At 40.2% G+C, this 15614-nt stretch carries 13 protein-coding genes; 5 read left to right on the top strand and 8 right to left on the bottom strand.

Annotation, left to right across the window (positions count from 1 at the left end; all coding sequences use genetic code 11):
* Positions 1–86 precede the first annotated feature (86 nt).
* Positions 87–866, top strand: coding sequence for a Nif3-like dinuclear metal center hexameric protein (locus tag E4N78_RS03940; protein WP_002680051.1), 780 nt, complete (start codon positions 87–89; stop codon positions 864–866).
* Between the two features lie 31 nt (positions 867–897).
* Positions 898–2598: an ATP-grasp domain-containing protein gene (locus E4N78_RS03935; protein ID WP_255811762.1), complete on the top strand. Its 1701-nt coding sequence runs from the start codon at positions 898–900 to the stop codon at positions 2596–2598.
* On the opposite strand, the gene E4N78_RS03930 is transcribed toward E4N78_RS03935, so the two are convergent.
* A complete protein-coding gene (locus E4N78_RS03930; RefSeq protein WP_255811761.1) occupies positions 2595–3794 on the bottom strand; it encodes a galactokinase in 1200 nt (399 codons plus the stop codon). The two genes, E4N78_RS03935 and E4N78_RS03930, sit on opposite strands and share 4 nt — an antisense overlap.
* A gap of 194 nt (positions 3795–3988) precedes the next feature.
* Here E4N78_RS03930 and E4N78_RS03925 point away from each other — a divergent pair, with 194 nt between their 5' ends.
* Entirely contained in the window at positions 3989–4840 is an 852-nt protein-coding gene (locus E4N78_RS03925) for an alpha/beta hydrolase (RefSeq protein ID WP_255811760.1), read from the top strand.
* Positions 4841–4936: 96 nt separating this feature from the next.
* On the opposite strand, the gene E4N78_RS03920 is transcribed toward E4N78_RS03925, so the two are convergent.
* The 7 genes from E4N78_RS03920 to rimP all read right to left on the bottom strand — a co-directional run bounded on the left by E4N78_RS03920 (position 4937) and on the right by rimP (position 12783).
* A complete protein-coding gene (locus E4N78_RS03920) occupies positions 4937–5503 on the bottom strand; it encodes a hypothetical protein (RefSeq protein WP_255811759.1) in 567 nt (188 codons plus the stop codon).
* Positions 5504–5912: 409 nt separating this feature from the next.
* Positions 5913–6560, bottom strand: a complete 648-nt coding sequence (locus tag E4N78_RS03915) for a class I SAM-dependent methyltransferase (protein WP_255811758.1) — start codon at positions 6558–6560, stop codon at positions 5913–5915.
* 83 nt (positions 6561–6643) lie between these two features.
* Complete coding sequence (gene truB, locus E4N78_RS03910) at positions 6644–7669, bottom strand: tRNA pseudouridine(55) synthase TruB (RefSeq protein ID WP_255811757.1); 1026 nt, start codon at positions 7667–7669, stop codon at positions 6644–6646.
* A gap of 14 nt (positions 7670–7683) precedes the next feature.
* Positions 7684–8082, bottom strand: coding sequence for a 30S ribosome-binding factor RbfA (rbfA, locus tag E4N78_RS03905; protein ID WP_255811756.1), 399 nt, complete (start codon positions 8080–8082; stop codon positions 7684–7686).
* On the bottom strand, positions 8075–10813 hold the full coding sequence (gene infB, locus E4N78_RS03900; RefSeq protein WP_255811755.1) for a translation initiation factor IF-2: 2739 nt from the start codon (positions 10811–10813) through the stop codon (positions 8075–8077). Before infB ends, rbfA begins: the two co-directional genes overlap by 8 nt.
* A gap of 7 nt (positions 10814–10820) precedes the next feature.
* Entirely contained in the window at positions 10821–12302 is a 1482-nt protein-coding gene (gene nusA, locus E4N78_RS03895; RefSeq protein WP_255811754.1) for a transcription termination factor NusA, read from the bottom strand.
* Positions 12303–12336: 34 nt separating this feature from the next.
* Positions 12337–12783, bottom strand: coding sequence for a ribosome maturation factor RimP (gene rimP / locus E4N78_RS03890; protein WP_255811753.1), 447 nt, complete (start codon positions 12781–12783; stop codon positions 12337–12339).
* 250 nt (positions 12784–13033) lie between these two features.
* Here rimP and E4N78_RS03885 point away from each other — a divergent pair, with 250 nt between their 5' ends.
* On the top strand, positions 13034–14203 hold the full coding sequence (locus E4N78_RS03885) for a type III PLP-dependent enzyme (RefSeq protein ID WP_255811752.1): 1170 nt from the start codon (positions 13034–13036) through the stop codon (positions 14201–14203).
* A 21-nt stretch (positions 14204–14224) separates the two neighbouring features.
* Positions 14225–15595, top strand: a complete 1371-nt coding sequence (locus tag E4N78_RS03880; RefSeq protein WP_255811751.1) for a leucine-rich repeat domain-containing protein — start codon at positions 14225–14227, stop codon at positions 15593–15595.
* The last annotated feature ends 19 nt before the right edge of the window (positions 15596–15614 follow it).

Below are 15614 nucleotides of genomic sequence, written 5' to 3'. Positions count from 1 at the left end.
AAATCCCATATCAATCTTCTACCCGCCTTGAATTCAAAAAGAATCTAAAGTATAATCTTTAAAAAGTTTTTTGCGGGGGGATTATAATGAAACTAAAAGAGCTAGATCTTTATTTTACCGAGCTGTTAAACATAGATGCTTTTGCGGCTCAAGATTTATCGCAAAACGGCGTTCAGGTACAAAACAGCGGAAAAGAAATAAAAAAGGTTGCTTTTGCGGTGGATGCCTGTCTTCAATCCATAAAAGAAGCCGCCGAGCGGAAAGCCGACATGCTTTTTGTACACCACGGCCTTTTTTGGAGCCGCTCCTTACGGATTATGGGAAATCATTATCATAGAATAAAGGCTCTTTTGGATAATGACATAGTGCTCTATGCCGTTCACCTTCCCCTCGATGCCCATCCCCTTTACGGGAACAACATCGGTCTTGCCCGCCGCCTTGAGCTTGAAAACTTAAAAGAGTTCGGCATGTACAGGGGGCTGAACATAGGCTTTTACGGCAGCCTTCCTTTAAAAGAAGGCTCTGAAGAAGGCTTGGAACTAGACGAAATTATAAATAAACTTTTTCCGCAAGGAGAAAAACCTGCAAACATCCTTCCTTTCGGGCCTAAAAAAATTAAAACAATCGGAATCATTTCGGGCGGGGCCGCCTCGGAAATAGATGACGCAATAGCCTTAGGACTTGATTTATACATAACGGGAGAGATTGAACACATTACCTATCACAATGCCCTCGAAAACAGAATAAACGTAATTGCCGGAGGCCATTATCAAACGGAAACTGTAGGCGTTCAGTTGGTTGCAAAAAAACTTGAACTTGATACAAACCTTGAAACCTGCTTTATAGATATTCCGACAGGTTTTTAAATTTTTAGATTAAGATGAGTTTAACCGGAATATGAAAGAAAATAAAAAGCGTATTTTAATTTTAGGAGCGGGACTCATGCAGGGGCCTGCAATAAGGGCAGCACAAGAGCTGGGCTGTGAGGTCATTGCCGTAGACGGAAACCCGAATGCGGTTTGTGCAAAAGAAGCCGATAAGTTTTGTCCGATAGATTTAAAGGATATTCCCGCCCTTATAGACCTTGCAAAAAGCTTAAAAAAAAAGGGTCTACACGGAGTCTTTACTGCAGCTACGGACTTTTCCGTATCGGTTGCAGCCGTTGCAGAAAGCTGTTCTCTTCCCGGGCACAGCTTGGAAGCCGCCCGCCGTGCAAGCGATAAGGTTTTAATGAGAGAATGCTTTGAAAAGCACGGCGTTCCTTCTCCTAAGTTTACCCATATTTTTAAAAACGAAATAGATAAGGCTCTTCAAATTTTAAAACAAAAAGACATTCCCTTTCCTCTTACGGTAAAGCCTGCCGACAACATGGGAGCGCGGGGCTGCCGCTTGGTCTATTCCCAAGATGAATTAAGGCCGGCCCTAGAAGATGCGGTAAACTTTTCGCGGAGCAGAAAAGCTATAGCCGAAGAGTTCATCGACGGCGAAGAGTTTTCGCTTGAAGCCCTAGTTATAAACGGAGAGATTTTTTTAAACGCCCTCGCTGACAGGCACATTTTTTTTCCGCCCTACTTTGTCGAGATGGGACACACGATTCCCTCGATTAAGAGCAAGGAAGAATGTGATGAGCTTATAAGAGTTTTTTTTCTCGGGATAAAGGCCTTGGGGCTTACAAACGGGGCAGCCAAGGGAGACATTTTTTTACGAAAAGCCGATCCCCAAAAAAATGGCAAACGGACTGCCTGTGTGGGAGAAATCGCCGCCCGCCTTTCAGGGGGCTACATGTCGGGCTGGACGGTTCCCTATTCTTCGGGCTTTGATGTAACTAAGGCCGCCATCAAAATAGCCTTAGGCGAACCCGTAGATGAACTTCCTAATAGCGAGGCCGCTCGTTTTAGTACCGAAAGAGCCGCTCGCTTTAGTGCTGAAAGAGCCGCTCGTTTTAGTGCTGAAAGAGCTTGGATTTCGGTGCCCGGCATCATAAAAAAAATATACGGGCTTGAAGAAGCAAGAAGCACAAAAAATATAAAAGATGTTTTGCCCCGCCTTTTGGAAAAAGATGAAACCGTTTTTCCTAAAAACAATGTAGAAAAATGCGGCAATGTCCTAAGCTCTGCGGAAAGCTATGATGAGGCAGTTAAGGCGAGCATGGAAGCCGTACAAAAAATATTTTTGCGGCTTGAAAGAGCAAACAACAAAACGAATCTTTTTTTTGAAAAGACAAATCCTTCGATAGCCGTGCAAGGCAATTATCCTCCGAACTTTTTTAAATTCCCTGAAGATGACAGCACAAAGGAAATTAAAAACAAGGCTTTCGATGAGTTATTAAAAAATTCCATTTTAGTGGAAGAAGATGAAATTCTTTATCCTTCGTTCTTTAAGGATTTTTTAGATAAAGCCTTTGATGTGCACGGCCTTTCCATTCGGAAAGCAATAAAACAAGCCTTCTTCCTTGAACCGAAGTTAAAAGAAAAGATGCTCACACTCCAAACTATAGGAGAAAATTTAAACCCGTCTCTTGTTTTGTGGTGGAAGTATTTTATACGCGGCAGCCGCCAAGGGCTAATCTATTACCTTGACACCGAATTAAACGATTAAACCGAAATAACAGACACTCCGTCCGAGGCTTGGCAGGCAAAAAATGAAGCGGTAAAGCCGGTGTTTTCCGTGTAGGCCTTCCCTACTCTTTCGGCAAATTCTTCAAAGCCGTCCTTGTGTACAACGGCGATTGCACAGCCCGAAAAGCCCGCCCCTGTCATTCTGGCACCGATACAGCTTTTTTCTTTTATGGCTGCAAAAAAAAGAGCATCCAGTTCTTTTCCGGTAACTTCGTAATCGTCTTTTAACGAAAGATGGGATTGGTTTAAGGAAGCGCCTAAAAGTTTTAAGTCCTTATTTTTTAAGGCTTCGGCACTCCGCCTTACCCTATCCATCTCGGTAACGCAATGCCTTACCCTGCGGAAAATTTTTTCTCCCAAATTGGAAATCAAATCTTGTTCCAATTTTTCAAAATCGTAAACGCTTAGATCGCATAAAAAATCTATGTCCGTTTCTTTTTGTAAAAAGGCAAGAGCTTTTTCACATTCTTCCTTTCTTTCATTATATTTTGATTCCGTCAATTTACGGGGCTTATTGGAATTCATAATTACAATTCGGTAGGGCTCGGTTTCAAGGGGAATGTACTCATAGTCCAAGGAGGATGTGTCCAAAAGAATGGCCTGATTTTTTTTACCCATCGCTATTGCAAACTGATCCATAATTCCGGATTTAAGGCTCAAGAATCCGTTTTCGACCCGGCGGCCTGTCTTTGCAAGCTCAATGCCGTCAAGCTCAAAACCGAAGACATGAGAAATAATTTTACCGAAACAAAGTTCCAAGGCGGCCGAAGAAGAGATGCCGCTCCCTTGCGGAATATCGCTTGTAATTAAAAGCTCAAATCCCGTATCGACCTTCAAGCCCCTCTCTTTTAAAACCAAAAACATTCCGTTTAAATAGTTTGCAAAATCATTTTCTTTATAAAAATTCAAATTTCCGTCAAGCTCAAATTCAAAAACTTTTTCCGCCTTCATCGAGCGGTAAAGTATTTTTTTATCCTGTCTTTTGCGCAGAGCAATCCTTAAATATAAATTAACGGCGGCAGGCAGCACAAAGCCTCCGTTATAATCTATGTGTTCGCCTATTATATTTATCCGTGCAGGAGAGACTGCGAAAATAATTTTTTCTTCCGAATTACCGTAAAAAGAAATAAATTCATCTTTTAAGTTTTGTAAAAATGTTTTATTTGTTAAGTTCAAAGTTTTCTCCTATTTTTTAATTTTATACGAAATTGAGCATTTTGACAATCATAGAAATACTTTATTGGTTTTCAAGTCTTGACTTAGCTCCATTCTAACTTGTATACTTATTATATACTAATTACTGATATGACTTTTAATTTTTTTAGATTACTTGAACAGCGGAACAGTTTTAGCAAAACGGAGGATAAAATATGAAAAAAATCATGCTCTTATCGGCAGTTATTTTATTTATTGGAACAATCGCCGCGGCACAAACAAAGGCAGCGCCCGCATTTAAAGTCGAAGAACAAAGCTTTCAGAGAAACGGCATGAAAATATACGGAAAGCTTTTTCTTCCCGATAGCGAATCGCCTGTGCCCTTAGTCATTCTTTCACACGGATTCGGCGGAAACCACGGAGGCGTTAAAGGCTATGCTGCGGCTTTTGCAGAGCATGGAATTGCTGCATACATTTTTGACTTTATCGGCGGCGGCAACCATATCAAAAGCGATGGAAAAATGACGGAAATGTCGGTACTTACCGAGGCCGAAGATTTGACGGTCATTCTCGATAACTTAAAAGCCGACTCTCGTTTTAAGCCTGAACAAATCTTTTTATTCGGAGAAAGCCAAGGCGGATTTGTTTCAACCTATATCGCAGCACTGCGCCCCGCCGATGTAGCGGGCTTGGTTTTATTATATCCTGCTTTTGTGTTGCATGATTACATTCGGCAGCGCACTCCCGATCCGGAACGGATGCCCGACACAATGAAGCTGCTGGGAAAAATCATAGGCCGCATTTATAATAAGGATGTTCTCTCATTTGATATTTATACATTGATGCCCAAATATTCCGGTAAAACGCTCATCATTCATGGAACAGCCGACTCGCTTGTACCGCTGTCGTATTCGGAACGGGCGATTAAGACCTTCCCCAACGCGAAGCTCATAAAGCTTGACGGAGCAAAGCATGTCTTTTACGGAGACATGATGCAGAAAGCAGCGGAAGATGCGGTAAAATTTGTACAGAGTATAATCGCCGAGAAAAGGTCTCAGGGTAGGTAAAAAGTATAATGTGCGTACCGTAAAAATAAAACATAAATTGCATATTCACTTCCGGGTCAGACAAAGGGACTGAAACTTTATCTCGAGAGTAAAGTTTCAGTCATTTTCGCTGATATATACTTCCAACTCGGAATCGTCTTCGGGAAGGTCATCAACAAAGCCCGGATCCATGTGCATCAAAAACCGGTACTGACCGTTTGCATCCCGATATGTAACCGCTTCGCCGTCTTCGGAGCCGTGATACTCGCGAAAGACGGAAAAGCCTTTTTTTTCCAACACGGCTTTCACACGCAAAAAGTTTCTCTCGCGCTTTTCGATATAAGTTTTAAGTTCGTTGTTTCCGATTAAGTAGGCATCGACGAGAGTGCATCCTTCAAAGGTGTTTGCTTTCCCGTCATCAAAAGCTTCAACCTCAATCGCAATAGCTTCGGCTTCGTCATCGGCAAACGAAAACTTCGATAATGGAAATTTTTTCTTTCCATAAGCTATTTCAACGAGGCCGCCTAAGGCTGCAACATGCAATTTGCCTAAAACGCCATACTCATCGCCGGAATACACTTCAAAGCCCGGAATTTTTTCCAAAAAAGCTTTTATGTTGGCTTCGGAATCAAACGCTCCGATGAGGTGTTCCCTGCCGCTTTCCATCAATTTTAATAAAAACATTTTTTCTCCTCAAGGCACGGCTCGGCTTGGAGTACATGTGTCAACAAATTCAGCATAACCGTATTAAAATAATTCGAACAGAAGTATGCTGTTCCGATAATTTAGAGTTTCTGCATCATACTTTTCTTTTTTAAAAAAATCAACAGATTTTGTATAATTTTTATAGGAATTTTGTTAAAAGACTTAGGAAAAAGACTATGCGTTCTTTACCGATTATATCGTTTTTAGAGGATACCGCCTCTGCCCTTTAATTCAGCTTTAAATGTAAAATAATCGTTCTTCCTCCGTCATCGCATACCTTCATCGCAATACGGGTATAGAGTTTTAATTTACGCTTCAGCATTTTCCTTGCAGCAGTATAAAATGTCCGCTGCTCCATGAGCTCCAGACCGCATTTTTGTGCAAAAGCTTAGCCGTCATTTACATAAAAATACATCTGTGCTGAAGTATTGCCTGTTTTTTGCACATACTTATTCGCATATTTTATACCGATCTCATTTGTTGCATCAAAAATCAGTTCTCCTTTAGGAAAGTGCTTTTTTACATCCGACAAAAACTGCACAATTTTTTCTTCTCGGAAATATTGAAAGACGCCGGAAACAGTCAGTAAAGAAGGAAGCGAGGTATCGATGTGTTTAACCCATTCCAACTCAAAAAGATCGGCACCGATAAGCTTTTCGTTTTCTTTTGCACCCAAAATATTTTTGCGCTGTTCGATTACTTCAGGTAAATCGATTTCATAAAACATTGTACTGTCCGCCTGAAGCCGAAAGACAGCCGTTTCCAGTCCAGCACCCAGATTGATGATATTACATTTTTTATGCCGAGCCATAAAATTTTTGATTATCTCATCAAAATTATAATAGCGGGCAACCGAAGCCAGCATCGTATATTCGGAAGATGTGTTCCAAATCTTTTCAAGCGTTTTTGCAGGAATTTTTTCTTCCAATTCTAAAGCCGTTCTGTCATAAAAGTATTCAGGAAAGCGCTTAGATACATAAATCCGTGCCGCCATCGGTATGAGCATGGTATCGGCTACGCCGTTAAATTCTTTCATAGGTATTACCTCCTGATATAATAAATATACATGTTAAAGAGGGGGATATGTCAAGAGGGGTAAACTTTAAGCTCGGCGGTTTTTTAATTTTTTATCACGGTTTCATATTTTAAACCGTTTTTGTTTAGCCCTATAATGCCTGTCCATAAATTATTACAAAAGACACATATTTTTTTGTTTTCTAAGTTGGAGCCTGTTGTATTTTCTAAAACTTCATCGGTATTTAAAAACCAATTAAATTTAATCTTCTTTCCGCTATAAAAATCGTTTAGATATTTTTGATCCAAGAAAATTTGAGGTAATCTTAAATTTTCTGCCGTCTTAGGAGAAAAAGAAAACGCCTTTGCCCTTATTTCCGAAGAAGCAATTTCTTTTTGTTCATAAAACTTTTCCGGTGCTGTAGAAAAATCATTTAAAAGAGAAAAACCTGCCGCATCTTCAAGTTTAAAGTTTCCAACTGCCGTCCTCCGCAAAGCCCTAACATAGGCACAAGAAGAAGCTGTTCTTGCAAGGTCTCTTACAAGGGAGCGGATGTAAGTTCCCTTTGAACATTCCACGCTTATGTGGACATATTTTATTTTTAGCTCGGTGTTTGTATTTAAAAAATCCTTTTCTGTAAATTCCAAACCGCTATCGGTAATTATCCCTTTAAGCTCTATTTTAAAAATTTCTATTTTCCTCTCTGCAATCTCTATCTTTTCGCCGCTGCGTATTCTGTCGGAAGCTCTTTTTCCGTTTATTTTTATTGCAGAAAATTCGGGCGGTCTTTGAAGTATTTTTCCTAAAAATTTTGGAATACAATCTGCTAAATTTTTATAAGAAGGAAGGGGGGCCGTCAAAATGGGCTCGCCTTCGGGGTCGAGGGTATCCGTTTCCGTTCCGAATTCTATCCATGCTTCATAGGTCTTTTTTTCGGCTGAAATTATGTCGGCGAGGCGGGTTAATTGTCCTGTAAGAAGAACTAAAAGGCCGTCGGCAAAAAGATCTAAGGTTCCTGTGTGGCCTACCTTTTTTGTCGAAAGAGCTTTTTTTACCGCCGACATTGAAGCAAAGCTTGTAAGTCCCGCCTGTTTTGCAAACGGGACGATAAGGTTTTTATTTAATTCCATTTTTAAGGCAGGGCTTAATCGGCTTCCGAACTGCCGACATTTCCTTCATCTTCATCGGGATCGGTAAAGTACTCAAGGCTTTCAAGTTTATTTACCATGTCTATTCCTTCCTTTATACTCTTATCGAATATAAAGGTGAGCTCAGGACACTGCCTTATATGAAGCTTTTTTGCAAGGCTGGTTCTTATAAAGCCTGAAGCATTTTCCAAGCCTCTTACTCCCTGCTTTGTCTTATGCTCATCTAAAAAGCTTGAAACATAAACCTTAGCATAGGCAAGGTCTCCTGAAACGATTACTCGGTTTATTGAAAGAAGAGAAGAAACTCTCGGATCCTTTATTTTGCCGGAGCAAATAAGGGCCGAAATTTCTTCCCTTATCTGCTCGCCCAATCTTGCAAGCCTAAACTCACTCATCGGCTTCGGTTCCTTCTTCTTTGATCTCGGGAGCCTTGTATTTTTCGCTGTCGCTCAATTTTCGGGCAACCTGAATCATTTCGATAATTTCTAACTGGTCATCGACCTGTATGTCGTTAAAGTCTTCGATACCGATACCGCACTCAAAGCCTGCTGCAACTTCTTTTGCATCGTCTTTGAATCTCTTTAACGAGGAAAGTTTACCCGAGTGAACGACTATGCCGTCTCTGATAACATGGACTGCACAGTTTCTCTTTACGACGCCTTCAAGAACATAACAACCGGCAATTTTTCCGATTTTGGGAACCTTAAATGTATTTCTGACTTCAACCATACCGATAACCTGTTCCTTGATATCGGGGGATAGCATTCCTTCCATGGCAAGCTGAATTTCTTCGACAGCCTTGTAGATAACCGTGTATTTTCTTATATCGACCTTTTCCTGATCGGCCAAAATTTTAGCCTGAGGAGTGGGGCGTACGTTAAAGCCTATGATTAAGGCGTTCGAGTCTGCGGCAGCAAGCATAACATCGGAATCGTTGATAGCTCCTGCCGAAGCATGTATTACATTAAGTCTTATTTCGGGTGTGGAAAGTTTTTCCAGAGACTGCTTTAAGGCTTCTACGGAACCTTGAACGTCTCCCTTTATGATAACTTTAAGCTCCAATATTTCTCCGTCATGGATGGTTTCATAGAGGTTATCGAGGGTAACCTTCTTAACATTCCTTGAATCTTCAAAGCGTTTTAGCTCCTGCCTTTTGTCCGAAATCTGGCGGGCTATGCGCTCCGAATCGGTAACTTGGAATGGGTCGCCCGCATTCGGCATACCTTCAAGACCTAGGATTTCGACGGGCATACTCGGAGTAGCTTCATCGATTTTTTCGCCCCTGTCATTGAAGATGGCTCTTACGCGGCCTGAATAAATACCTGCAACATAGGGGTCTCCGGTTCTCAATGTTCCGCGTTGAACGATAATGGTTGCAACAACGCCTCTTCCGTGGTCAATGCGGGATTCTATAACCTTTCCTTCCGCATTGCATGTATAATTGGCCTTTAACTCAAGCACCTCGGCTTGAAGAAGGATTGTATCCAAGAGGTTGTCCAATCCCAATTTTTTTAAAGCCGAGATTTCGACAAACATGGTGTCTCCGCCCCATTCTTCAGGCATGAGGCCTAATTCCGAAAGGCGGGTCTTTACCTTGTCTACATTTGCTTCAGGCTTATCGACCTTGTTTACTGCAACTATTATAGGAACCTTGGCATCCCGTGCATGGTTGATAGCTTCGATGGTTTGAGGCATAACGCCGTCATCGGCAGCAACAACCAAAACAACTATGTCCGTAATTTCGGCTCCTCGTGCACGCATCATCGTAAAGGCTTCATGTCCAGGAGTATCGAGGAAGGTAATTTTTCCTCCGTGGGTGTTTACCGTATAAGCACCTATGTGCTGGGTAATTCCTCCGAATTCTCCCGCTATAACATTAGAGCTTCTGATGGCGTCAAGGGTCTTGGTCTTACCGTGGTCAACATGTCCCATTATGGTTACAACGGGAGGCCTCGGTTTCAATTCGGATAAATCGTCTTCCTTGCTTTCGATAACAGTTTCATCGTAAAGGCTTACAATCTTGACATCGCAGTCATATTCCGATGCAAGAATCGTTGCCGTATCGGCATCGATGGACTGGTTCATCGTAACCATCATTCCCATGCCCATAAGTTTTCCGATAAGCTCAGAGGCTTTTAAGTTCATCTTCTTGGCCAATTCCGAAACCGAAATCGATTCCATTATTTCTATCTGTTTAGGAATATTATGAATTTTTTCCTTTTGCTTTTTCTTTTGATTTAAAAGACGCTCTTCAAAAAATTCATCTTCCTTGTTTTTCTTGTTGTATATTTCTTTTTTGGCCTTGTGAGCTTTTTTATTTGTTTGAGCCTTGTTTTTTTCTACGGGAATCGGTGCCGGAGCTGCTCCCGGTCTTGAACCGCCGAAGCCTGTCCTATTTTGAGGCCTGTCGCCGGGTCTGCCTTGCGGCCTGCCCTGCTGTCCGCCTTGTCCTGTTCTAAAGCCCTGTTTTTTTCCATCGGAGTAGGCTCGTGCTTGGGCTCCGGAAAAATTGCTTTCGCGCCGGCGTCCTTGTCCTCCAGTTTGACCTTGTCCCTGACCTCCGGGTCTTTGCGGGCGGTTTCCCTGGCCGCGGTTATTTCTTCGGCCTGCGTCCGCCAAGTTACCGGCTTTGACATTGGGCCTCTTACTTACAAAGTCTATAGAATCCATGGAAGAAGCAGGCTTTTTTCTTTCGGGCTGTTTTTCGTCCTTTCTTGCCGTATCTTGAAAATTCCTTTCTTCCCGTCTTAGGTTCTCCTGAAATCTTTTTTCTCCTTGCGAAAAAGGAGATGCAGTTTTTTTATTTTCGGACCGTGAGGGCGCCTTTTTTAGTTCTTCACTTTTTTCATCCGATTGTCTTTCTTTAAATTCAGTCTCGGGCTGTTTTTGTGATTGAGCCGAAACCTTTTTCACCGAAACGACAGGTTTAACTGCGGGCTTTACGGCTGCAGGATGCTCCTCTGAAGGCGTGTCCGTCTTTTTGGATTTTCCGGCAGCACTTTTTGAAACCTTTACAACGACTTTCTTTTTAGAATCAGTTTTGACGGATTCAGGCTTAGCGTCTGCCGTCTTGGTGCTTTTTTTGTTGAGAATTACATCAGGTTTATTTGTGTTTTCTATATCCATATTACTCCTACTCTTCGTCCTCATATTCAAAAGCAAGATCTACCCCGCAGTTAGGGCACTTTGTCATGTCAATTGTAATTTTATGACCGCATTCGGGACATTCAACTTCCTCAGTCTCGTCCTCTGAGTCTATCTTGCTTTCCTCATTACTTTCGTCTTCATCATCCTCTACAACTTCAACGGCATTAGCTATAATGTCAAGAAGAGTATCCGCCATCTCTTTACTAAGCCCATCCAAAGCTCTTATTTCGTCATCTTCCATATTGATTAAGTCTTGAATCTCTTCAATATTGTTATTGTACAATATCGTAAGAATATCATCGGTAATTCCGGGAAGCTCGGAAACATTGGAAATCTCCTCGTATTCTTCACCTTCATCACTTGTGTCATCAGTGAATAAGTCTTCAACAGCCTTTCTGGCGTCTGTGTAAATATCCATTTGTTTAAATTGTCCTTCAGTTTTTACATCGATATTCCAGTCTACGAGGCGGTTTGCAAGGCGTACATTTAAACCTTGCTTTCCAATTGCCAATGATAATTGAGAGTCGGAAACTATTGCAAGGGCTAATCTTTTTTCTGCATCCAAGATCATAACATCCATAACCTCGGCCGGTGAAAGAGCGCTTTTTATATAGGCCTTTGGATCCTCAGAATAAGGAAGAATATCTATCTTTTCGTCATCCAGTTCTGCGATAACAGCCTGAATTCTGGCTCCCTTTGCTCCTACACATGCTCCTACCGGATCTATATCATCTCTATCTGTTGATACCGATATTTTTGTACGATAGCCGGGTTCACGCACAATATTATGAATGTTCACAACTCCGTTTTCAATTTCAGGAACTTCCAATTCCAATATACGCCTTACAAATTCTGCATCTGTCCTTGAAAGGATTAGCTGAACTACATTTGATTGTCTGTGTTTTTTTACTTCACGTACAAGGGCCTTAATCCTTGATTCTTCTCCTGCGGCCGTATTGCGCCCGAAATGGTCTCTAGGTGATTGGTATTTTTTGGGAAGCAAGCCTTCAACCTTGCCCAAATCTACATATATGTTTCCATTCCGTTCTCGGTGATAATATCCTATTATAATTTCTCCTACCTTTGTGCTATATTCAGCATAAAGGGAGTCTTTTTGCATTTCTCTAATACATTGGGTAGCCCTTTGCATTCCGACCCTGACAGAATTAATGCCGAAGCCTTTCGGGTCTACCTCTACTAAAAGCTCATCGCCTTCTTCACAAGCAGGTGCAAGTTTTTTTGCTTCTTCCAAGTCTATCTCAAAAACCGGATTCTTTGCATGAGCAGCTATTATTTTTTTTGAATATATTTTCCCGGTTTCTTCGTTGAATACAGCATTTGCATCGGTTCCGAATTGCTTTTTATATGAGGCTTTTAAGGACTGTTCTACAATATGTAAAACAAAATCGTCATCAATTCCTTTTTCTTGTGCAAATTCTCGAATTGCTTCAATTATTCCTTCCGACATTTTATATAATCTCCTTACAAATCTTTAAAATTTACTAAATATTACATCTAGCCTTTTTTATATTCTGATAGGTAATTTTAATGTTTTCATTACCGGAATCTAAAACAAGACCGTCCGAATTTAATTCCTTTATAATTCCTCGTCTCCAATCCGTAATACTGTTGTCCCAAATTTCGGCTTCCTCACCTATAAAAGCGTAAAATTCAACCGATCTTTTTACAATTCTATTTATTCCGGGAGAACTTACCTCCATTGTTATATCTTGTGAACCTATTAAGGCTTCAAGACGGGGCTGAAGACATCTATGTACCGCAGTGCAGTCTTTTATCCCAACTCCGTTCCCGGACTTTATAACTGCCTTTACCTGCCATCCATCCTTTTTATGAAAGACATTTAAATCTACCAGTTTAAATCCAAGCCCTTCGACAAGGGTTTCACATTCCATAAAATACGGAATGTCCTTTTTTAGAATAACTTCCACTCCATCCTCCGTATAAAATTATACCTGCATACAAAAAAGGAGCCGTTTGAACGACTCCGAATATATAAAGGATAATACATGTTCTATTGAGGATGATAGCATAAAAATAAAATATATTCAATACATATATATGGAAAAATTTTTAAAAATTTACAAAAAAAACATCTTTTAGCCTTTAAGACTATTGACAGTAATGGAAAATAGCTTTATAAGATAATTTATTATTACTATATTCTGGGAGGTCGGCCTAATGGAAAGAAAGGATTACATTAGCGATTCTGAGTGGAAACACTTTATGAGTTTTTCAGAAAATCTGGAAACGCCCTGTGTTGTTATCAACCTAAAAACAATCAAAAAAAATTATCAAAAGTTAAGAGAAAATTTCCCTTATGCGGATATTTTTTATGCGATTAAAGCAAACCCGCATGAAGAAATTATCACAATGCTAAATGAACTGGGTTCATGTTTTGACATAGCCTCACGCTATGAACTTGACAAGGTTCTAAAATTAGGTGTAAGCCCTGAGAGGCTCAGCTACGGAAATACCATAAAAAAGGCAAAGGATATTGCTTATTTTTATGAAAAAGGCGTTAGAATGTTTGCTACAGACAGTAAGGACGACCTTAAAAATATAGCTCAATTTGCTCCCGGTTCAAGAGTTTATGTGAGAATTCTGGTTGAAAATACTACCAGTGCCGACTGGCCTCTATCAAGAAAATTCGGCTGCCATCCCGATATGGCCTATGACCTTTGTATTCAGGCTAGAGATTCAGGCCTCATTCCTTACGGTATTTCTTTCCACGTAGGTAGCCAGCAGCGGGATATCGGTCAGTGGAATGATGCTATTGCAAAGACAAAGTACCTAATAGACTCTTTGGAAGAAGAAGAGGATATTAAGCTTGAAATGGTAAATATGGGAGGAGGCTTCCCTGCTTCTTATGTTACGCCGGCAAACGATTTAAGCGAATATGCTTCCGAAATTAGCCGATACTTAGATGATGACTTCGGTGAAGAGCGTCCGCGTATTATTTTGGAACCGGGCCGCTCCCTTGTAGGCGACAGCGGTGTCTTGGTAACCGAGGTTGTTATGATTTCGCGCAAAAACAACACAGCCCTCTTTAGATGGGTTTATCTTGATACGGGCCTCTTTAACGGTCTTATCGAAACCCTAAACGAATCCTTAAAATATCCTATCATTACCGATAAAGATGAAGGCTGCAAAAAATGGGGAGAGGTTGTTTTGGCAGGTCCTACATGCGACAGTATGGATATTATGTATGAAGACTATAAATACAGCCTTCCTACCAACCTTAAACCCGGAGACAGGGTATACTTCCTTACAACCGGAGCCTATACATCCAGTTATGCTTCTGTAGAATTTAACGGCTTTCCGCCTATTAAAACCTATATAATGAAGTAATTTTTGCTTAAAGAGGCCGGTATGATTAATTCTATATGGAAATATACTGCTTTAGTGATTTTTATACTCTGTATTTTTTCCTGTTCGAAAAACGAAAACAAGGATAAATCGGAAAAAATTGAATTAAATCAGCCGGCCGGCAAAATCTCTCAAAGTAAACCAGAAGAAAAAGAAGTAAAGGAAAATGAAGAAGCTTATCAAAAAGCTTTAAAAAATGCTGCTATCCTCTTAGAATTTGACTCAGTAAATAAAAAGATAAATATAAGTCTCAAGGCTGATCAAAATATTAAAATTGAGGGTGCCCTACCCTCAGAGGTACAGGCAGACGGCTCCATTCAGGAAATCTTTATCGCTAAAAATATAATTCCTGTTTTAGGTGAAATAAAAGAGCTTAAAATACATGATGCGGATATTTTAAAAGGGGTTAATGTTCAAAACGCTCAAAAGCTTAGGCTTTTGGATATTTCTTTTTCAGGCTTACAAAAAATTGATTTTGAAAATTGTCCTTCCCTCGAATCTTTAATTCTTGAGCACAATAAAAAACTTAACACGATTGATGTTTTGCACCTATCGTCGATAAAAGAGCTTTCCGTAAAAGCTTCGCCCATATCGGAATTGGTATTACCGGCGGATTCAAAAGGAAATCTATCCGGTTTAAAAGCTCTTAATTGTGCCGAAACAAAGATAAAAAAGATTGATTTTTCATTATTTCCCGAGCTGGAATATTTAGATATCAGTTCCTCTTCTTTTGATTCAATTGATCTTAAAAAAAATATAAATCTTAAAAAGTTTTATTGTGAGAATGCGGGTTTAACAAGCTTGGATCTAAGTCAAAATAAAAAGTTAACGGAGCTTAAATGCAGAGGTAATCGTTTACCGGATTTAGCCCTTTTTCAAAATAAGGAATTGGAAAGGTTAGATTGCGGAAAAAATGAGCTTGATAAACTTTTAGTGAATTTTAATACAAAGCTGAAAAGCCTTTATTGCGATTCTAACCGTATAAAAGAACTGGATATTTCCTCTCTTAAAAGAATTGAAGAGCTTTACTGTCATCGCAACAAAATAGAAAAAATTCTCCTTAATTCCAATGCTAACTTAAAAACGATTTTTTGCTTTGAAAACAATATTTCAGAAAAATATATGCTCCAGCTTTTTAACTCTTTAAAAGAAGGCGACGGATATGATGTTAAAACTCTTGTGGTCTATGCCGAAAAAAATCCCGGCCTTACTTACAAATCAGATACCTACTTTGATCATAACTTTATTCCTACCGATGAAATGTTAGCCTCTTCATATTTTAAATTCTGGAAGGTTTATTTTACCCTTTACGGTCTGGAAGACATGGGCAGTATACTGGATTCTTTATTACAAAAAAATAAAGCTCAAGAATAAAGATGATAATCAGCGGTTT

It is taken from the genome of Treponema denticola, from assembly GCF_024400535.1.
Taxonomy (GTDB): domain Bacteria; phylum Spirochaetota; class Spirochaetia; order Treponematales; family Treponemataceae; genus Treponema_B; species Treponema_B denticola_C.
This window is presented reverse-complemented; position numbering and strand designations above follow the sequence as displayed.